Genomic DNA, 19,330 nt, shown 5'->3' with positions numbered 1-19,330 from the left:
CCGCGCCCACGTCAGTCCTCCCCCGCCATGTCGGCCCAGGCGTCCTGGCGCTTGCCCGGCAGCAGGCTGTACAGGCACGGGATCACGACCAGCGTCAGCAGCGTCGCCGCGGTCAGGCCGCCGATGACGGTGACCGCGAGCGGCTGGCGCAGGGCCGCGCCGTCGCCGACGCCGGCCGCCATCGGCAACAGGCCGAGCACGGTCGTCGCCGTGGTCATGACGATCGGCCGCAGCCGCAGGCGGCCGGCCTCGACCAGCGCCGCGCCGGTGTCCATGCCCTGGCCGCGGCGGTAGTTGACGGTGTTGACGAGGACGATCGCGTTGTTCACGACGATGCCCCCGAGGATGATCGCCCCCATCCCGACCATCGCCGAGACCGGGGTGTCGGTCAGCACGCAGGCCCACGCGACCCCGACCACCGCGAGCGGGACGGTGCCCATGATCAGCAGCGGGTGGTGCAGGCTCTCGAAGCTCGAGGCCATCACCACGTAGATGAGGAACACGGCGATAAGTGCCGCGAACATCATGCTTTTCATCGACCCGCCGAGCGACTCGGCCTGGCCGCCGAGCTCGGCCTGGACGCGGCCGTCGCCGGGGTCGCGGGCGGCGAGGACGTCGTCGACGCGGGCGGCCACGGTGCCGAGGTCCTCGCCGGTGAGGCGGGCGCGGATCCGCAGGCCGCGGCGGCCGTCGAGGTGGCGGATCTCGGCGGGACCTGTCGCTTCGACCAGGTCGGCGACGGCGGCCACGGTGACCGGGACGTCGCCGATCACGGCGACGGCGATCTTGCCGACATCGGCGGCGCGGGTGCGGTCGACCTGCGGCAGCTGCACGCGGACGTCGAGCTGGCGGTCGGCCGCGTGCATCTTGGTCGCGATCTCGCCCTGGACGGCGCGCTGGACCGCGAGGGCGGCCGCGTCGACGCCGAGGTTGAGGCGGCTCAGGCGCTCGCGGTCGAAGTCGACGCGGACCTCGGGGCGGCCGGCGAGGTCGTCGGGGGCGACGTCGGCGAGGCCCTCGATGGCGCGCAGGTCGGGCAGCAGCGCGCGCGCGTGGGCGATCGCCCGCTCGGGCTCCTCGCTGAAGATCCGGACCTCGATCGGGGCGTCGAACGAGAACAGCGCCGGCCGGCCGAGCCGCAGCGTGGCCTCGGGGTCGGCCGCGGCGCCGGCCATCGCCAGCATCAGCGACTCCTCGAGCGCGGCCTCCTCCGGCGCGGGCAGGCCCGGGTGCCGGCGGACGTTGACCTGCGCCAGGTGCGTGCCGGCGACCGTGCCGGTGGCGCTGTCGCCTGCCGTCATGCTGCCGACGCGGGCGAACACCTGGGCGACCGCCGGGTCGCGCTCGGCCGCGGCGGCGACGCGGCGGGCCAGGTCGGCGCTCCGCTCCAGCGAGCTGCCCTGCGGCAGCGAGATCTGGACGAAGAACTCGCCCTGCTGGATCTCCGGCAGGAGCGTGCTGCCGAGGCCCTGCAGCTGCTGCACCGCCGTGACGCACAGGACCACCGCCAGGGCGACCACGGTGAAGCGCCAGCGCAGCGCCGCCTTGAGCAGCCGCGGGTAGGCGCGCTCGAGCGCGGCGTAGGCGGCGGCCAGCGGCGCGGTGATGACCCGGAGGACATGTCCCATCGCCCATGTCGCAAGGCGCAGGCCGCGGAACAGCAGGGCGAGCGGGGCCAGCAGCCAGGCCAGCAGCGAGCGCGGCGGCGGCGGCTCGCCCGCGCCGGCGTCCCCTGCCCCGCCGAGGCTCTGCAGCACCGGCACCAGGGTGAGGCTGACGAACATCGACGAGACGATGCTGAGCGACACCGTGTAGGCCAGGTCGCGGATCAGGCGCCCGGCGACGCCCTCGACGAAGGCCATCGGCAGGAACACGGCGACGGTCGTCAGCGTCGAGGCGATGACCGACGCCGCGACCTCCGTGGCCCCGCGGATGGCGCTGACGGCCAGCCCGATCCCGGGTTCGCGCTCGCGCACGCGGGCGATCGACTCGAGCACGACGATGCTGTTGTCGACCAGCATGCCGACGCCGAGCGCGAGGCCGCCGAGGCTCATGAGGTTCAGGCTGACGCCGAGCAGCTGCAGCGGGACGAACGTGACCAGCAGCGAGATCGGGATGGCGGCGGCGATGACGAGCGTGGCCCGCAGGTCGCGCAGGAAGAACAGCAGGACCAGGACCGCCAGCGCGCCGCCGAGCAGGGTGTTGCTCTGGACCTCGGCGATCGCCGACTCGATGAAGGCGGCCTGGTCGCTGAGCACGACGACCTTCTGACCGGTCCCGAGGCGCAGCTCGGGCAGCGAGGTCTGGACCGCGCGCGACACCGCGACGGTGTTGGCGTCGCCCTCGCGGTAGACCGCCAGCTCGACCGCCTCGCGCCCGCCGACCAGCGCCAGCTCCTCGCGCTCGACCGGCACGCGGGCGACGTCGGCGACGTCGCGCAGGCGCAGCTCGGCGCCGTTCTGGCTGCGGACCACGACCTCCTCGAGCTCGGCCGGCGTGCGCGCCTCGTGGACGGTGCGCAGCAGGTAGCGGCTCTTCTGCTCCGACAGCGCGCCGCCGGGGCGGTTGACGTTGTCGCGGCGGATCGCCTGCGCGACCTCGTCGGCGGTGACGCGCATGGCCGTGAGGCGCTGCGGATCGAGCTCAACGCGGATCTCCTCCTTGTCGCCGCCGTGGATCTGGACCGCGGCGACGCCGGGGATCTTCTCGAGCGCGCGCTTGACCCGGCGATCGGCGAGCTCCCACAGCTCGGCCGGGCGCATGCTCTCGTGCGAGACCAGGGCCAGGCGCAGGATCGGCTCCTGCGACGGGTCGTAGCGCAGCACCACCGGCCGCTGCACGCCGGTCGGCAGGACCACGCGGTCGAGCTTCTCGCGCACGTCGTCGAGCCCGCGGTCCATGTCGGTGCCCCAGCCGAAGTCGAGCACGACCTCGCTGGTGCCCTCGCGCGAGACCGACTCGACCTGCACCACCCCGGGCACCGCGCTGACCAACTCCTCGACCGGGCGCGTCAGCAGCTCCTCGACCTCCTGCGGGGCCGCGTCGGGCATCTCGGTGCGGACCGTGACGCTCGGGTAGCTGAGGTCCGGCAGCAGCGCCAGCGGCAGCCGCGTCAGCGCCACCAGGCCGAACACGACCAGCGCGAAGAGCACCATGGTGGTCGTGACCGGCCGCCCGACCGCGCCCGCCACCATCCCGCGCGGCCGCGGCTCGCCGCTCACGGGCCCCCTGGCGCCGGCGCGGCCGCCTGCCCCTTCGCCGCCGCCTTCGCCTCGGCGGCCGGCTGCTCGGCTGTCCCGGCGGGCATGTCCTTGGTTCCCTGTCCCCCGGCGCCTGCCCCTTCAGGCATGTCCTTGGCGGCCTGTCCCTTGGCACCTGCCCCTTCGGGCATGCCCTTCGCGCCAGCCGCTCCCTCGGCGACGGCGCGGACCGGCATGCCCTCGGCGATGCCGGTGCCGGCGTCGACGACGATCTGGGCGCCCTCGGCCACGCCGCCGCGGATCTCGGCCCGCTCCTCGCCGACCAGCCCGAGCTCGACCGGGCGCCGGCGGGCGCGCCCGTCCTCGACCACGTAGACGTGCGGCTTGCCCTCGACCTCGACGATCGCGCTGCGCGGCACGCTCGGCGCCGCCTCGCGCACGGCGACCCGCAGCGACGCGCGGGCGAACGCCCCCGGCACCGCGCCGGCCGGGAAGTTGTGGGCCCGCACGACGAACTTCACGGTGCCCGTCAGCGGATCGACGACCGGCGCCCGGCGCTCGACCCTGGCCTCGAACGTGCTGCCGTCCTGCAGCTCGATCTGCGCCGGCGCGCCGGCCTGCACCGCGCTCGCCTCGCGCTCGGGCACGTAGAGCTCGAGGTCGAGGGCGCTGAGATCGGCGATCGTGTACAGCGACTTCGAGGTGGTCGCGAGGTTGCCGACGTCGATGTGGCGGCGGGTGATGGTGCCGGCGAACGGCGCCGAGACGGTCGTCTGCGAGGCCTGGTGACGCGACACCTGGGCGCTGGCCAGCGCCGACTCGGCGGCGTAGCGCTGCTTGTCGAGCTCCTCGCGCGACAGCAGGCCGCTCAGCTGCTCGAGGCGATCGAGCTCCTTGGCGGCGTTCTGGGCGGAGAGGCGGTCGCGCGCGGCCTGCAGCTGATAGGCGCGGCCGTCGAGGCGGGCCAGCAATTGACCGGCGGCGACGCTGTCGCCCTCCTCGGCCTTGAGCTCGAGCACCACGCCCGGCTGCAGCGCCACCAGATCGGCGGCCCGCAGCGCCCGCAGCGTGCCGGCGCCGCGGTAGTGCCGCTCGATGGTGGCCGGCGCGAGGGTCGTGACGGCCACCGCGAGCGCCTCGGCCTCCGGTCCGCGTCGACCCCTGGCGCCGCCCGGGCCGCCCGGACCTCCCGGTCCGCCGGCCCCCGCCTCGCCGCCGCAGGCGAGCGGAGTCACGGCCAAAAGAGCGATCAGCAGAACAGAGCGCATGCCGCTGGTCGCAGCCATACCACGATCCCATGTCACACGGGCGGACGCGCGATGTGTCCGTCCTCGCAGCGAACGGTGAAACATCGGCGCCGGTCGCCGTGACGGCGACGCGACCGGCCGACTGGCGGCGCGACGTGTGAGCCGCGGTGCGCATGGGCTCGACCCCCACGAGCTCGGCCCTCCGTGCTGCGGGGCCGACGAACACGCGCGGGCGCGGCCCGCCGACCCCGGCCGGCGCGGCCGGTATTTTGCCCTGCCCGGCCGCGGTCGCTTAGGGTCCGGCCGTGCCGCTCGGTCTGCCCCCCGTCGTCGCGCTCCTCGTGGGGCTCGTGCACTGCATCGCCGGCTACAGGCTGTTTCCGCTGGTCCTCGGCATCTACGGCCTGGTGTTCGGCGTCGGCGCCGGCGCCGCGCTGGCGGAGATGTGGTTTCCGGGACAGGTCTTTACGGCCAGCCTCATGCAGGGCGGCGCCGGCCTCCTCGGCCTCGGGCTGGTCCTGGCCTATTTCCGGGTCGGCGTGTTCGTCATCGGCGCGGTCGCCATGTTGCTGATGACCTGGGCCGTGGCGCCGGTGGTCGGCGGTGTGTCGTGGGAGATCCAGCTGCTGCTCGCGTGCGTGGCCGGCAGCGCCAGCGTGGTCGTGTCGCGGGTCGTGCTGATCGTCGCCACCGCGATCACCGGGGCCGCGCTGGTCGTGCGCAGCGCGGAGCTCGTGGCCGAGAGCCCGATCCGCTGGCTGACCGACCTGACCGCGTTGCCGTGGACCGGGGGCCTGCCCGACGCCGTCCCCGAGGTCGTCGCGTGGGCCGCGCTGGCGCTGCTCGGGATCGCCGTGCAGCTCGCCACAACCGCGCGCCGCTAGCCCGACAAACGACGTTCAACGGCCATTTGTCGGCCGTTGCTGGAGCCTGGCCAGCGTGGGATAAACGCGGTCCCGATGCCTTCCCTCCCCTCCCGTCGGTACGCGCGCAACCACGTCTGGGCCGAACTCGACGGCGACAGCGTGGTGGTCGGACTCAGCGCTCGCGCCCTCGATCAGCTCGGCGAGGTCACCGACTTCGCGCTGCGCGTCCAGCCCGGCGACGAGCTCGCGCCGGGGCAGTGCTTCGCGGTGCTCGAGAGCGCGAAGGCGGAGATCGAGCTGTTCACGCCGCTGAGCGGCGCGGTCGTCCGCGTCCACGAGGGCCTCGACCTGGCGCCCGCGACCATCAGCGAGGACTGCTACGGCGAGGGCTGGATGATCGCGCTGCAGCCGCCCGACCTCAGCGAGTTCGCCGCCCTGCTCGACGCCGAGGCCTACAGCGAGCTGCTCAAGACGGCCGCCTCGTGCGAGTGAGATGAGCGCGCGCTGGTCGGCCTCGACGCTCCACTGCCGCCGCTGGCGCGGGCGCTCGCGGCATTCGCCCGCGCCCGCCGCACGCACGGCGGGCTGACGGCGCTGGTCTCGAAGTGACATGTCCCGGAGGACATGTCACTCGACCAGCTCGAAGGCGCCGCGGCTGGGCGGGTCGGCCCAGCACTGATGATCGCGGTCGCCGGTGAGCTCCGCGAGCGGCGTGCCCGAGTGGACCGCGGGGCTGCCGGGCGTGAGGTGGAAGTCGCCGTCGAGGTCGACGAGCGCGGGGTCGACCCCGACGATCGAATCCACTTCCGCCACCGGCAGGTCGCCGGCGGGACTCGACTGATCGGCCTGGTCGGCGGCAAACCACAGGTTGGAGGCGAACGTGAACGTCTCGGCCGCGGTGTCGGGGCCGATGTTGACGTGGTTGGAGATCTGGTTGCGGTCGAACACCACGACGTTGTTGATGAACCGGCTGTTGCCGACCGGGGCGAACTCGAACGCCGGGTTCGACACCGTCTCTTGCAGGATCCGGAGCAACCAGTGCTGCGGGCGGATGATCGTGTTGTTGGCGGCCAGGCAGTCGACGCAGCCGACGAACGCCAGCGCCGCCTCGCCGCCGACGATCACGTTGGCGATCACGCGGATGTTCCGCGCCTCGGCGTTGGCCGCGTTCGGCAGCAGCGGCGGGCGGAAGAACTCGAAGCCGGTCGAGCCGCCCATGTTGATCGCCCGCTGGCCGCACTCCCTCATCGTGTTGCCGCGGATCTCGATGTCCTCGCTGCCGCCCTTGGTCTGGATCGCGTTGCCGCCGTTGTCGCTGAATTGGTTGTCGAGGATGAGGCCGCGGTGGCAGCCGACGTGGTCGATCGCGCTGCCGCCGGCGCTGCAGCCGGTGAACTCGCTGCCGAGGATCCAGAAGTCGTTGAGGCCCGACAACTTGAGGCAGTCCTGGTTGCCGCCGTCGCCGATGTCGTGGATGAACACGCGCTCGAACACGACGAAGCGGGTCGCCTCGGGGTCCTCGAAGAGGCCGCCGTCGTCGACGTTGATGCCGTTGCCGGACGCGCCGGTGACCTCGAGATCGTGGACGACGAGGTGGCGGACGCGCGACAGGTGCAGGCCCTCGGTGCCGCCGGAGATCACCGGCCGCTCCTCGCCGGGGACGCCGCCGATCCAGATCGGCGCGTCCTCGCTGCCGGCGATCTCCTCGACGAATTCGTCGGCCGCGTAGGTGCCGGGGTGCAGGCGGATCGCGGTGCCGGGCGTGGCCAGGGCGACCGCCGCGCCGATCGTCTGGCACGGCGCGTCGAGGGTCCCGCACGACAGGGGGTCGTCGACGCCGTCCGGCGCGACGTGGACCTCCTGCGCCGGCTCCTTGCCGGACGCGAAGTGGACCGGATCGCCGCACGTGGGGACGCCCGGGTCGCCCGTGGTCGTGTCGTCCGTGTCGGTCGCGGTCGTGCTCGTCGAGTCGGTCGCCTCGGTGGTCGGCGCCCCGGAGGTCGGGACCTCGGTCGGATCTGCGGCGGTGGACGTGCTCGTGTCGGTCGCGGTCGCGGTCTCCGTCGCGGTGGAATCGGTCGAGGTATCGCCCGGGGTGTCGGTGTCGGTGGCCGTATCGCCCGGGACGCTGCCGCAAGCGGCGAGCACCAGCGAGATCGGGGCCACAAGGGAGAACAAGGTTCGCATGGGCGCGACGATACTCCAGCCGCTCGCCTCGACCCAACCTGTCCCTTGTGCCATCTCATTTTCGGGGCGCTCCCGCGCCTGCGGCCGTCGCACCCCGTCCCCGGTGTGCGACGGCCGCGACCGGTTGAATTGCTGCGCGCGCCGCACTAGTTTCTCTCCGCGTGTCCGACCCGCTCGCAGGCCCGCCGATCGCCGCCCGCCTGCACGCGCTCGCTGCGGCCGGCGTGCTCGGGCCCGCAGCCCTCGAGCGGGCGCTCGAACTCACCGGGCGTCGCCCGACCGCGGCCTCGTGGTACCGCTTCGCTCGCTTCCAGCTGATCATCCTCGGCACCGTCCTCGCCGTCGCCGGCGCGATCTTCTTCATCGCCGCCAACTGGGACGTGTTCACGCCGCAGGCGCGCATGGGCCTGGCGGCCGCCGCGATGGCCTCTGCGACCCTCGCAGGCGGCTGGATCGGCCTCGACAGGCTCAGCGGTCGCGCCGCGGCGCTGGCCGGCGGGCTGCTGTTCGGCCCCTTGATGGCGCTGGTCGGCCAGGTCTACCAGACCGGCGCCGACGCCTACGAGCTGTTCCTCGCCTGGTCGCTGGTGCTGGCCGGCTACGCGCTGGCGATCCGGTTCGCCGGCGCGTGGGTCACCGCGCTGCTGCTCGGCGTCGTCACGATCTACCTGTGGATCGATCAGGCGCTCGGCAGCCACCCGTTCGAGACACCTGGTCTTTGGGCCAGCCTCGCCGGCGCCGCCGCGTTGACGGCGCTGGGCCTGGCCCGGCGGGCGACGCGGCGCGACGCAGATGCGATCGGCGCGGTCGCGCTGGTGCTCGGCGGGAGCATCGGCTTCGCCCACGGCGCCGCGGCGATCGGCGTCGACGGCTGGCCTTCGGGGCAGGGGCTGGCGCTGTTGCTGGCGCTCGCGCAGGCGGCCGGCACGCTGCTGCTCGGCCGCCGGCTCGGCGACCTCGGCCTCGAGCGCGGCGGGGTCGCCTTCCTGTTCGGCCTGCTGACGGTCGCCGAGGGCAAGCTGATCTTCGACGTGCTCGACGCCGAGGTCGGCGGCCTCCTGCTCATGGGCGTGCTCCTCAGCGTGCAGGGCTACGTCGGCGGCGAGTGGTTCCGCGCCCGCCGGCCGGTCGTGGAGGACGCGACGTGAGCACGCGGGGCCTGCTCGAGCACCTGGCGGAGGAGGGCCTGGTCGAGCGCGACGTGCTCGACGAGGCCACGCCGGCCGGGCAGAAGGCCCACGCGGCCCTCGCCGGCCTCACCAGCGAGGGCCTGCACCTGCAGCAGGCCGGCACCTCGGTGTCGGTGTGGCTCGGCGCGCTGCTGATGGCGCTGTTCCTCGTGCAGATGGACGTCACCGAGGTCGTGCCGCTCGGCCTGCTGCTCGGCGCCGCCGGCCTCGCGCTGGCGGCCGTGCTCGCGCGCGGGGCCGCCTCGGTGCTCGAGCTGCAGCTGCGCTGGATCGCCACCATCGGCGGCCAGATCCTGATCCTCGCCAGCCTCTCCGAGGTGTTCCGCAGCGACGAGAGCATGCTGGTCGCCGCGATCGTGCTGCAGGCCGTGACCCTGGCGCTCGTCCGCGACCTCGCCATCGGCACCGCCGCGGTGATGGTCGCGGCCGGCGCGGCGCTGGGCCTGGCGGCCGAGCTCCGCGTCGGTCCGTTCGGACATGGCCTTGTGGCCCTGTTCCTCGGGACATGCACCTGCGCGCTCTGGGTCGAGCAGGCGCAGCTGCTCCCGCGGCTCGGCCGGCTGTGGCAGCCGCTCGCCTACGCGCTGCCGCTGGTGGTGTGGGCACCGATCACCGCCGGGCTCGAGCGGCGCGGCGGCGACGAGCTGCCGCTGTTCCTGCTCTCGCCCGGGGACATCCCGCCCGGCGCGCTGGCGCTGTCGGCCGGCTGGGCGGCGCTGTCGACCTGGCTGATCGGCCAGGCGGGGCGCGAGCGGCCGGAGCTGCGCGGCAGGAGCCAGTGGTTCGCCTGGGCCGTCGTGTGGCTGACGGCCCTGTTCGGGCTCGACACGCCCGGCCTCGGCGCCGGCCTCACGCTGCTGCTCCTCGGCCAGCTGCGCGCGAGCGCCAGCCTGCGCCTGCTCGGCCTGGTCGCGATCGGCAGCTTCCTGTTCCTCTGGTACTACGAGCACGGCACGACGCTGCTGACCAAATCGATCGTGGCCGTCAGCCACGGCCTGTCGTTCCTGGTGCTGGCGGCCGTGCTGCGACGCGGCGCGGACCGACCGCGCGAGGGCCAGGGCCGCCCGCTGCCGGCGCGGATCGCCGACCTGCGGTGGTTGTCGCTCGCGCTCGCGCTCGGCCTGGCGATCCCCGGCTACGTCGTGATCCAGAAGGAGCAGGTGCTCGGCTCCGGCGAGACCGTGCTGCTGCCGCTCGCGCCGGTCGACCCGCGCTCGCTGATGCAGGGCGACTACATGGAGCTGCGCTACGCCCTGATCGGCGAGCTGGGCGACGTCGACCGGCTGGCCCCGCGCGGGACGCTGGTCATCACCCGTGACGGCGACCACGTCGCCCGCTTCGTCCGCGTCGACGACGGCCGGGCCCTCGCGCCCGGCGAGCTGCGCCTGCGCTACGCCAGGCGCGGCCGCGACGTCAGCCTCGGGGCCGAGACGTTCCTGTTCCCCGAGGGCGAAGGCCCGACGCTGGCGGCCGCCCGCTACGGCGAGCTCGCGCTGGCGCCGGCCGGGGACAGCGTCCTCATCGGTCTGCGCGACGAGGCGCGGCGCCCGCTCGGCACCCGCCAGCACGATCGCTGAGGCGCCGCGAGGACTGCGCGAGCCGCATGTCCTGATCGACATGTCGCGTCCGGCATGCGCTGACGAACATGCTCGGAACGACACGTCGAATTCGACATGTTCAAAAGAACACGTTCTCCACGACATGTCCTCGGCGACTTGCAACCTCTCGACGCGGCGCCTCCGCGTCACGCCTGCGGCGCGCGGCCCGAGCCGACGCTCGCGCCGATCAGCCGCGCCGGGTCGACGCCGACGGCCGCGAGCGCGTCGTGCCACATCAGCTCGGGCGCGGTGTGGAACAGCCACGGCACGGGTACGCCGGGCGAGTCGCTGGCCGCCTCGCGCAGCGGCACCGCCAGCCAGCTGCCCTGGGCCATCTCGGACTCGAGCTGGCCGGGGCCCCAGCCGGCGTAGCCGAGGAACACGAGGTAGTTGCGGCCGGCCCCGCCGAAGCGGTTGTCGCTGACGCGGCGCACGCCCTCGAGCGAGGCGGTGAGGAACGCCCCCGGCGCGACGTCCTCGGCGAGCGGGTCCCACTGCTGCTGGTCGTGCAGGAGGAACGCGCGCACCGGCTCGACCGGCCCGCCCAGCCGCAGGCCCTGGTCGGCGGGGCCCTCCCACTGCAGCGTCACCGCGTCGGCGAACTCGGCGATCGTGGTCGGCAGGCGATGGTTGATGACGAGCCCGAAGGCCCCGCGCTCCGAGTGATCGATGACGAACACCACCGAGCGCACGAAGTTCGGATCGACGAGCTGGGGCACCGCGCACAGCAGATGACGCGCGAGGCTGGTGGGCCCACCAGGGGACCGATCAGCCGGCGCTCGCACGACATCGATGGGCACGGGGATCGTTTTGGCACGAAGCCCGCGTAAGTGCCAGAGGTCGGACTCGAACCGACACGAGGGGCTACCTCAACGGATTTTGAGTCCGCCGCGTCTACCGATTTCGCCACTCTGGCGCGAGGAGCGGCGAAGCGTGTAGCACGGGCGCCGGTCTGCTCGCAAGCCTGCGTCTCGCCCGGACGAGCGAGGGGTCACACCGCGCCGCGCGCCTGTCCTGCGCCGCCGGACGGGACCCGGCGCCATCGCAGCGCCGCAGTCACGGCGTCTGGGGCTCGCCGAGGCGCACCTCGACCTGGCCCTGACCGGCGTCGACCCAGATCTTCACGTGCCCGCCGCCGACCGCGCGCCGGAACGAGCCGCTCGTGATCGTCGACACCGTGCCGGTCTGCACGCGGATCTCGCGGCCCTTGAGGTCGAGGTCGAGGTCGGCGTCGCTGACCAGCCACACGCGCACGTCGCCCTCGGCGCGGACCACGACGTCGTTGCCGCCGGCCCTGGCCTGCCACACCTCGACGGTCCCGTGGCCGGTGCGCAGGTCCATGTTGCCGGCCGACTCGACGCGCACGCGGCCGTCGCCGGTGCGCACCGCGACCCCGCCGTCGCCGCCCTCGATGTCGACGTCGCCGACGTCGACGTCGACGCCGATGTTGCCGACCACGTCGACCACGTCGACGTCGCCGAGCTCGGTCTGCAGCTCCACGTCGAGGCCGGGCGGCAGCCGGATCTCCTCGACCTCGAGGTCGACCTGATCGTCGACCGCGAGCGGCACCACCGCGCCGAGCCGGCCGAACCCGCCGGTCACGTCGAACACCAGCCGCGGCGTGCGCGCGTTGGCCTTGGCGACCTTCCGGCTGCCGCCGGCCGCCCGCCACTCGCCGCGCAGCTCGAGCCCGACGGCCATCGGGTCGCCGACCACCGACAGCGGCGTGCGCGGCAGGTCGATCCGCACCGCCTGCACGCCGGTCAGCGGCCAGGTCGCCTCGATCTCGGCCTCGCTGCGGTAGCCGAACACGCACCCGGCCGCCAGCGCGAGCGCCGTCAACATGACCTTTCGGACATGTCCTGCCAGCCAGTGTCCCGAGGGGCATGTTCCGAAGGCCAGCATCAGAAGTACACCCCCAGGCCGGTGCCGAGCTCGAGCGTGACCGCCTGCTTCGGGATCGCGCCGTCGCCCCGGTAGTAGCGGGCCGCGCCGAGCGGCGCGCTGATCCGCGGGACGATGTCGATCGACCAGCGGTCGAGGATGAACAGCCGCAGGTCGAGCTGGCCGTACGGGACGGCGGCGACCACCGCGGTGCGCGGCGCCTTCTCGCCCGCGGGCACCGCCGGCGGCGGGCCGCTGGCGAACGCGCCCTGGACGATGGCGCCGGCGGCGAGCGACAGCCACACGCGCCCGCGCTCGAGCACGCGGTACTGCAGCCGCGGCCCGCCCTGCAGCGCCGCGCGCCCCGGCCCGAACTTGAGGCTCAGGTCGGTGAGGCCGACGCTGAAGCGCCTGGCGACCTGCCCGAGCACGCCGACGTTCCAGTCGGCATACAGATGGGCCGCCGGGTCGCCGGCGCGCATGCCCACGGTCGCCATGCGGCGCAGCTCGAGCGAGAGCTTGTGGTTCGTGTGCGGCCGCGGCGAGCGCCTGCCGATCGCCCCGGCGTAGGCGTCCATCACCTGCGCCATGTAGAGGAGGTGCAGGCCGCCGGTGAGCAGACCGAGGCCGGCGGCGCCGACCACGTCGGTGGTGAACGTCCGGCCGTGCGCGCCCGCGGTGGCGGCGTCGGCGGGGTCGCGGGTGAGCGCGAGCGCGAGCGAAGCTGCCCCGAGAGACATGCTGCCGAGCAGGAACCCGGCCCCGCGCGCGTACTCGCGGTTGACCATCTGCCCGACGCCCGGCACCAGCGCCGACAGGATCGGCGCGACCGGCCGGCGCCAATTGCCGTCGCGCGTGCCCGCGGGCGGGTCGACGCGGACCACCGGCCCGGGCGTCGGCCCCTCGTCGGCCACCACCGCCGGCCCGGCCGGCCCGACCTGCACCCGCGCGCGCCCGACCACCGGCACGACCACGCCGTACGGCGCCCCGGGGCTGCGGACCACGTACTCGCCGGCGGCCCCGCGCAGCGCGATCGACTCGCCCGGCCCGAGCGCGAACGACCCGAGGAACTTGCCGCGCGGCGACGACACGATCGCCTGCCCGCCCTGCCCCACGCCCGTCAGCACCAGCGTCGCCTCGCCGGGCGCCGGCGGCGGCGCCTCGCCCCGCGCGGGCGCCGGTCCGGTCGGACCCATCGGCTCCACCGGCGCCGCCTCGGGCGGGCTCGCGGCCGCGGAGCTGGCCGTTTCGACCTGTCCCGAAGCACTTGTCCCGAAGGACATGTCTGAGGGAGCATGTTCCTTCGGACCTTCGCTCGCCGGCGCCGCCTGCCCCGGCAGCGGCCCCCACGGCACCGCGGGCGCGCCCGAACCGGCGGCCGGCGGTGCGGCCAGGGCGACGATCAGCGCGCTGAGGAGCACCTGCCGGTTATAGGCGCCCCCCCAGCCCGGCGTCCAGTGCCCAGATCACCGCTCGCACGGCCGCCCGCTGCTGCAGCGGGGCCGTCCGGCCGGCGCCTGTCCACGAGTTCAGGTGTGCTCGGGCAGGCCACGCCAGCGCCGGGCCCGCGGCCCGCTCCCCGACGACCGGCACGAAGGATGAACCACGGTCCGCGTCGAGGACCGCTCCGCACGATGGCGACCTCAGGCCGACAGCTCGCCCGTGACCGCGCCGTCGCCCGCCGCCATCGCCCAGCTCATGTGGTCGCTGGCGTGGACGATGGCCGGCGTCCCCTCGGGCCGGAGCAGGATCAGCCCGACGGCGGCGCCGTCCCAGCGCGCCGACACCTCGCGCACCAGGCCGGCGGCCAGCGGCGTCACGGCCGCGCCGGCGGCCCCGTGCACGCGCTGCAGCGCCGCGTAGGCGAGCACGTGGGTCAGGATCGCTTCGCCGAGCCCGGTCGTCGCGCAGGCGCCGAGCTCGGGGTGGGCGTAGAGACCCGAGCCGACCATCGGCGTGTCGCCGACGCGACCGGGCAACTTGTAGAGCACGCCGCCGGTCGAGCCGGCCGCGCACAGATCGCCGCGGGCGTCGAGCGCGACCGCGCCGACGGTGTCGGCCCGGTTGTCGAGCCGCTTGCCCGCGCGCACCGCCGTGAAGTGGGCCTCGGCCTTGGCGGTCCACACCTCCTCGCGGCCGAAGTGCCCGACCCCGCGCTCGCGGGCGAAGCGGGCCGCGTTGTCGCCGACCAGCAGGCAGTGGCGGGTCTCGTTCATCACCAGCGCCGCCAGCAGGATGGTGTCGCGGACCTCGCGGACCCCCGCGACCGCGCCCGACCGCAGGTCACGCGAGCGCATGATCGCCGCGTCGGCCTCGAACACCCCGTCGGCGTTCATGCACGCGCCGCGGCCGGCGTTGAAGCCCGGGTCGTCCTCGAGCACGCGCACCGCCGCGATCACGGCCGCCTCGGCGCTGCCGCCCGCCAGCAGCACTCTCTGCCCGGCGGCCGCGGCCGCGCGCGTGCCCGTCACCGCCCCTGCGCGCAGGTCCTCCGCCACCGTGCCCGAGCCGCCGTGCACCACGATGACCGGCGTCGTCATCGCGTCCTCCTCCCGCGCCGCTCGCGGCGGGCGTCGATCCCGTACGGCCGCGGCACGTCGGGCGTGTCGGCCGCCCGCAGCCCGCGGCGCTCGGCCCGGTGCATCGCCAGCGCCTCGCGGCGGTCCCCGTGGTCGTGGCCGAGCAGGTGGCACAGCCCGTGGACCGCCAGCACCGTCGCCTCGTCGATCGCGGCCGCGGCCTCGGCGGACCCTTCGACCATGTCCGGGAGTACAGGTGTCTTGGGACCGGTCTCGATGATCAGGCCCCAAAGGACCTGTCGCTTGCGACCTGTCCCCACAGTCATGTCGCCGGTCGCGGCGGAGATCCCGAGGCGCGCGCGCGCCTGGCGGCGGACCGCGTCGACGCTGATGACGACGTCGCCGCCCCCCGCGCCGCCCCCCGGCCCGAGCGGCCCCGAGGGGAACGACAGCACGTCGGTCGGCCCGACCTTGCCCATGTGCTCGGCGTTGAGCGCCGCGATCGCGGCGTCGTCGACCAGGTGACAGGTCACCGCCGCGCCGGCGCCGATCCCCAACCTGCGCGCGGCCCGGGTGACCCGCCGCGCGAGCGCCTGCACGAACCACCGCGGGGCCTTGCGCCGCGGGGCCACGGTGAAGCGGACGCGCCCGCGACCTGGCGCGAAGGACATGTCCTCGAAGTCGTCGCCGGAGACGAACCGACCGCGCGCCGCGGCGCCGCGGGCGCTCCGGACCTCGTCGTCGCCGTCGTCGTCGCCGTCGGCCGCGAGGGCATCGCCGTCGTCCTCGCTCTCGTCGTCATCCGCGAGGTCGCCCTCATCGTCGCCGGCGAGGGCGTCGCCCTCGTCCTCATCGCCGCCTGCGAGCCTCTCGTCCTCGTCCTCCTGGTCCGCGACGTCCTCCACGAGCTCCTCAACGTCGTCCTCGTCCTCCTCCGCGAAGTCGTCCGCGTCGTCCTCCGCGACCTCCGCCTCATCCTCGTCCGCGTCGTCCTCCGCGAAGTCCTCAACGTCGTCCTCGACGTCGTCCTCATCCTCGTCCGCGTCGTCCTCCGCGAAGTCGTCCTCAGCCTCGTCCGCGTCGTCCTCGCCGTCCTCGGCGAAGTCGTCCTCGTCGTCGCCGTCCTCGCCGAGGTCGTCCTCGCCGTCTTCCGCGAGGTCATCGTCGTCCTCGTCGTCGGCGCCGTCCTCGCCGAAGTCGCCGTCGTCCTCGCTTTCCTCGGCGAAGTCGTCCTCGTCCGCATCGTCCCCCGCGAGTTCCTCAACGTCGTCCTCGTCCGCGTCGTCCTCGGCGAAGTCGCCGTCGTCCTCGCCGCCCTCCGCGAGCTCGTCGCCGTCCTCGCCGTCCTCGCCGTCCGCGCCGTCCTCCTCGTCCGCTCCGCGGCCCTCGTCGTCCTCGCGCACATCGTCCTCGCGCACGTCGGCCTCGTCCCCCTCGCCCCTCGCCCGGCCGCCGTCCCCCGCCTCGCCGCGGCTGCCTGGCCTGCCTCTGCCTGTGCCCGATGGCCTCGCGCGACTCACTTGCGGCCTCCCGACAGATCGATGCGGTCGTAGACCCGCGCCTGGACGAACACCTCGAGCACCACGTGGTCGAGCTTGCCGGCGTCGGCCTCGGCGTGGAGGATGTCGAGCGCCTTGTCCACGGGCACGGCTTTTTTGTACGGGCGGTCGGCGGCGGTCAAGGCGTCGAAGATATCGGCGATCGTCATCATCCGTGCCTGGATCGGGATCGCCGCGGCCGCCGCGCCGCGCGGATAACCGCTGCCGTCGAGGTATTCGTGGTGCATCCCCGCGATCTCCGGCACGCGCTTGAGTCGCTGGCCCCACGGGATCTGGCGCAGGAACTCGAACGTGTGTCGCACGTGGTTCTGCACCTCCGAGCGCTCGTGTTCGGTGAGGCTGCCGCGGGCCACCAGCAGCGCCGTCAGGTGGGCGTCGTCGAGGATCCGCAGCTCGCGGTCCGGCGTCGAGCTGCGGGCGGCCGCGACCTCGTGGATCTCGGACTCGACCGCGCCGGCCAGCAGCGCCGGCTCGTTGGCGCGGCGGACCACCTCGCGCCAGCGCTCGATCTGCAGCAGCTCCGCCGTGAAGGCCCGGCGCGCCGCCTCGACATCGATGTCGCCGGTGCGCAGCGCCACCAGCTCGCGCTCGGCCAGGCGCAGCCGCGCCGCCGTGCGCAGGTGGTCGAGACGCTCCTCGACCAGCGTCAGCTCCCATTCGAACAGCTTCTTCGCCTTGACCAGCACGTGCTCGCGCACGCCGACCTTGCCGAAGTCGTGGAGCAGCCCCGCGACCTCGATCTCGCGCAGCTCCTCGCTCGAGAACTTGACGTCGGCGAGCGGCCCGCCGGCGGCGTCGACCGCCTCCGCCAGCGCCACCGTCAGGTCGGCCACGCGCTGGCTGTGGCCGCTGGTCGTCGGGTCGCGCTGCTCGATCGCCGTCACGCTCGCGCGCACGAACCCCTCGAACAGCGCCTGCACCTCCGCGTACAGGTTCGCGTTCTCGAGCGCGACCGCGCCCTGGGTCGCCAGCGCCAGGCAGACCCGCTCGTCGGCGGCCGAGAACGGCCGCGTGCGGCGGTTGAAGTCGCCCGGGCTCGTCAGCGGCTCGCGGCCCTCCTTGGCGTTGATCAGCTGGACCGCGCCGATCACCTGGCCCTCCGGCGCGCGCATCGGCACCGTCAGCAGCGAGCGGGTCTGGTAGCCGAAGCGCTCGTCGAACGAGCGGTCGTGCACGAACGTGCGCCCGAGCGCCGAGCGACCTGTCTCAGAGTACATGTCCTCGAGGTTGATGATGTGGCCGCTGCGCACGCACGCGCCGACCACCGACGCGTCCGACACCGGCAGGGTGTGGTCGCGCAGGTCGGCGGCGACCGAGTCGTTGTGGGCCACGCGGAAGCGCAGCGTCGCCCCCTCCCCCTCGACCACGTAGATCGAGCCGGCGTCGGCGCCGGTGATCGCCCGCGCGTGGCGGACGATCAGCTCGAGCACGCGCCGTGGGTCGCGTTCGCGGTTCAGCGCCAGGCCGACGTCGACCAGCTTGTTGGCCACGCGGCTCTGCAGGATGGCCTCGACCGCCAGCAGCGCCTCGTCGATGGCCCGTCGCAGGCGGCCGGGCGACGTCGGCAGCGCCAGCGCGTGGGCGCGGTTGGCCGGCATGCGGGCCAGCGCGGCCGACAGCGAGCGCTCGGGTCCGACCACCAGCACCACGTCGAACTCCGGCGGCACGAACCCGAGCGCCTCGACGATCGCCAGGCGGGCCCGCGCTCGCCCGACGACCGCCGCGCGCAGCGTTCCGCCGAGGTCGGTGACGTACTGCACCCGACCGAACCCCGGATCTCTGGCGAGCTGCCGGAGATAGGCGAGCACGTCGGGGTAGCGCAGCAGCGCCTCGTCCATCCGGCCCAGCGTACACCCGCGCGGTGCAGCGCCATGCCCATGTTCAAGACCCCCACCGGCGTGAGGACTCAAGACCCCACGGCCACCGGCTTTTCCGCCGGTCCCTGCAACCAGAACACCTCCAGCTCGCCCTTGCCCTTGACCGCGATCGTGCCGCGCGGCGTGCACGTGAAGCGGCCGGCGAGCTCGCGCGCCACCGCCTCGGTCACCTGGATCTCGCCGACGGCGCCGAGCGATTCCATGCGGCTCGCGGTGTTCACGGTGTCGCCCCACAGGTCGTAGATGAACTTGCGGCGGCCGATGACCCCCGCGACCGCCGGCCCGCTGTGCAGCCCGATCCGCACCCCGAGCGCGAGCTCGCGCGCCGCCACGAAGCGCGCGAATTCGTCGCGCATCGCCAGGGCCATCTCCGCCATCGCCGCCGCGTGGTCGGCCCGCGGCGTCGGGATCCCGGCCACGACCATGTAGGCGTCGCCGATCGTCTTGATCTTCTCGAGCCCGCGCTCCTCCGCCAGCGCGTCGAAGCGCGAGAAGATGTCGTTCAGCAGCTCGACCACCACGTCGGGCGGGCGCTCGGCGGCGAAGCGCGTGAACTCGGCGATGTCGGCGAACAGCACCGTCGCCGCCTCGAAGCGCTCGGCGATCGGATGCAGCTTGCGCTTGAGCTGGTCGGCCACCCGCTCGGGCAGGATGTTGTGCAGCAGCTCGTCGGCGCGCTGCTTCTCGCGCTCGAGCTGGGTCAGCAGCATCGCCGCGCGCTCCTGATTGCGCCGCGCCCGCGCCCGCGCCCGCTCGAGGCTGTCGACCGCCATGTAGAGGAACAGCGTCGACGCCAGCAGGTGGATCAGGTGGACGAAGAACGGCCGCGCCACGCTGTCGACCGACTGCTTCGGCGGCAGCCATCCCGCGCCCTCCGCCAGCACCAGCCCCAGCGCCGCGGCCGCCGACAGCGCCAGGTAGACCCACAACGCGCGCGCGCGCAGCAGCAGCGCCGCCAGCATCAGGATCGTCAAGTAGGCCGCGATCGACGGGCTCTTGAGCCCGCCGTCGAACCACACCGCGATCGTCACCAGGACCCACAGCGTGATCACCAGCCCGACGCTGACGGCCCGCACGTGGCCGCGCCGCACCACCACGCGCAGGCCCATGAACAGCGCGATGACCACCAGGTTGAGGCTCATCAGCGGGTCGATCGCCTGGCTCGCGGCCTGGAAGACGGTCGCCGCGCCGATCGCGACCGCG

At 74.0% G+C, this 19,330-nt stretch carries 14 protein-coding genes and 1 tRNA gene; 4 read left to right on the top strand and 11 right to left on the bottom strand.

Features of this window, described 5'->3' with window-relative positions:
• Positions 1 to 11: 11 nt before the first annotated feature.
• Both K7C98_RS33005 and K7C98_RS33000 read right to left on the bottom strand, forming a co-directional pair.
• Positions 12 to 3,221, bottom strand: a complete 3,210-nt coding sequence (locus K7C98_RS33005; protein ID WP_224195817.1) for an efflux RND transporter permease subunit — start codon at positions 3,219 to 3,221, stop codon at positions 12 to 14.
• A complete protein-coding gene (locus tag K7C98_RS33000; protein ID WP_224195816.1) occupies positions 3,218 to 4,435 on the bottom strand; it encodes an efflux RND transporter periplasmic adaptor subunit in 1,218 nt (405 codons plus the stop codon). The genes K7C98_RS33005 and K7C98_RS33000 overlap by 4 nt, the downstream gene beginning before the upstream one ends.
• Before the next feature lie 317 nt (positions 4,436 to 4,752).
• On the opposite strand from K7C98_RS33000, the gene K7C98_RS32995 reads away from it, so the two are divergent.
• Both K7C98_RS32995 and K7C98_RS32990 read left to right on the top strand, forming a co-directional pair.
• On the top strand, positions 4,753 to 5,331 hold the full coding sequence (locus K7C98_RS32995; RefSeq protein WP_224195815.1) for a DUF4203 domain-containing protein: 579 nt from the start codon (positions 4,753 to 4,755) through the stop codon (positions 5,329 to 5,331).
• A gap of 75 nt (positions 5,332 to 5,406) precedes the next feature.
• A complete protein-coding gene (locus tag K7C98_RS32990) occupies positions 5,407 to 5,805 on the top strand; it encodes a glycine cleavage system protein H (RefSeq protein ID WP_224195814.1) in 399 nt (132 codons plus the stop codon).
• 135 nt (positions 5,806 to 5,940) lie between these two features.
• On the opposite strand, the gene K7C98_RS32985 is transcribed toward K7C98_RS32990, so the two are convergent.
• The gene (locus tag K7C98_RS32985) at positions 5,941 to 7,500 is read right to left on the bottom strand and encodes a right-handed parallel beta-helix repeat-containing protein (RefSeq protein WP_224195813.1); all 1,560 of its coding nucleotides are present in this window, start codon (positions 7,498 to 7,500) and stop codon (positions 5,941 to 5,943) included.
• 161 nt (positions 7,501 to 7,661) lie between these two features.
• On the opposite strand from K7C98_RS32985, the gene K7C98_RS32980 reads away from it, so the two are divergent.
• Both K7C98_RS32980 and K7C98_RS32975 read left to right on the top strand, forming a co-directional pair.
• Positions 7,662 to 8,648, top strand: coding sequence for a DUF2157 domain-containing protein (locus K7C98_RS32980; RefSeq protein ID WP_224195812.1), 987 nt, complete (start codon positions 7,662 to 7,664; stop codon positions 8,646 to 8,648).
• Positions 8,645 to 10,267: a GDYXXLXY domain-containing protein gene (locus K7C98_RS32975; RefSeq protein WP_224195811.1), complete on the top strand. Its 1,623-nt coding sequence runs from the start codon at positions 8,645 to 8,647 to the stop codon at positions 10,265 to 10,267. The genes K7C98_RS32980 and K7C98_RS32975 overlap by 4 nt, the downstream gene beginning before the upstream one ends.
• Before the next feature lie 167 nt (positions 10,268 to 10,434).
• On the opposite strand, the gene K7C98_RS32970 is transcribed toward K7C98_RS32975, so the two are convergent.
• The 8 genes from K7C98_RS32970 to K7C98_RS32935 all read right to left on the bottom strand — a co-directional run.
• Positions 10,435 to 11,007, bottom strand: a complete 573-nt coding sequence (locus K7C98_RS32970) for a YqgE/AlgH family protein (RefSeq protein WP_224195810.1) — start codon at positions 11,005 to 11,007, stop codon at positions 10,435 to 10,437.
• A gap of 112 nt (positions 11,008 to 11,119) precedes the next feature.
• Positions 11,120 to 11,204: transfer RNA gene (locus K7C98_RS32965), tRNA-Leu, on the bottom strand.
• 140 nt (positions 11,205 to 11,344) lie between these two features.
• Positions 11,345 to 12,133 carry a hypothetical protein gene (locus K7C98_RS32960; RefSeq protein WP_224195809.1) on the bottom strand — a complete coding sequence of 263 codons (789 nt, stop codon included), beginning with the start codon at positions 12,131 to 12,133 and terminating at the stop codon, positions 11,345 to 11,347.
• Positions 12,134 to 12,192: 59 nt separating this feature from the next.
• On the bottom strand, positions 12,193 to 13,593 hold the full coding sequence (locus K7C98_RS32955; RefSeq protein WP_224195808.1) for a hypothetical protein: 1,401 nt from the start codon (positions 13,591 to 13,593) through the stop codon (positions 12,193 to 12,195).
• Positions 13,594 to 13,815: 222 nt separating this feature from the next.
• The gene (locus K7C98_RS32950; protein ID WP_224195806.1) at positions 13,816 to 14,712 is read right to left on the bottom strand and encodes an isoaspartyl peptidase/L-asparaginase; all 897 of its coding nucleotides are present in this window, start codon (positions 14,710 to 14,712) and stop codon (positions 13,816 to 13,818) included.
• Complete coding sequence (gene ybeY, locus K7C98_RS45170; RefSeq protein WP_224195805.1) at positions 14,709 to 16,109, bottom strand: rRNA maturation RNase YbeY; 1,401 nt, start codon at positions 16,107 to 16,109, stop codon at positions 14,709 to 14,711. The genes K7C98_RS32950 and ybeY overlap by 4 nt, the downstream gene beginning before the upstream one ends.
• A gap of 98 nt (positions 16,110 to 16,207) precedes the next feature.
• Complete coding sequence (locus tag K7C98_RS32940) at positions 16,208 to 18,088, bottom strand: HD family phosphohydrolase (protein ID WP_224195804.1); 1,881 nt, start codon at positions 18,086 to 18,088, stop codon at positions 16,208 to 16,210.
• Between the two features lie 68 nt (positions 18,089 to 18,156).
• On the bottom strand, positions 18,157 to 19,330 hold a 1,174-nt coding region (locus K7C98_RS32935), incomplete at its 5' end, for an adenylate/guanylate cyclase domain-containing protein (protein ID WP_276572740.1).

This window comes from Nannocystis pusilla (assembly GCF_020073745.1).
Classification (GTDB): domain Bacteria; phylum Myxococcota_A; class Polyangia; order Nannocystales; family Nannocystaceae; genus Nannocystis; species Nannocystis radixulma.
The sequence above is the reverse complement of the archived record's forward strand: the minus strand, read 5'-3'. Positions and strand labels throughout refer to the sequence as shown.

Bases quoted from the DNA above. Each gene is read 5' to 3' on its own strand.
- K7C98_RS32950 (WP_224195806.1), bottom strand. From the start codon at position 14,712: ATGACGACGCCGGTCATCGTGGTGCACGGCGGCTCGGGCACGGTGGCG.
- K7C98_RS32940 (WP_224195804.1), bottom strand. From the start codon at position 18,088: ATGGACGAGGCGCTGCTGCGCTACCCCGACGTGCTCGCCTATCTCCGG.
- K7C98_RS32985 (WP_224195813.1), bottom strand. From the start codon at position 7,500: ATGCGAACCTTGTTCTCCCTTGTGGCCCCGATCTCGCTGGTGCTCGCC.
- K7C98_RS32990 (WP_224195814.1), top strand. From the start codon at position 5,407: ATGCCTTCCCTCCCCTCCCGTCGGTACGCGCGCAACCACGTCTGGGCC.
- K7C98_RS32960 (WP_224195809.1), bottom strand. From the start codon at position 12,133: ATGTTGACGGCGCTCGCGCTGGCGGCCGGGTGCGTGTTCGGCTACCGC.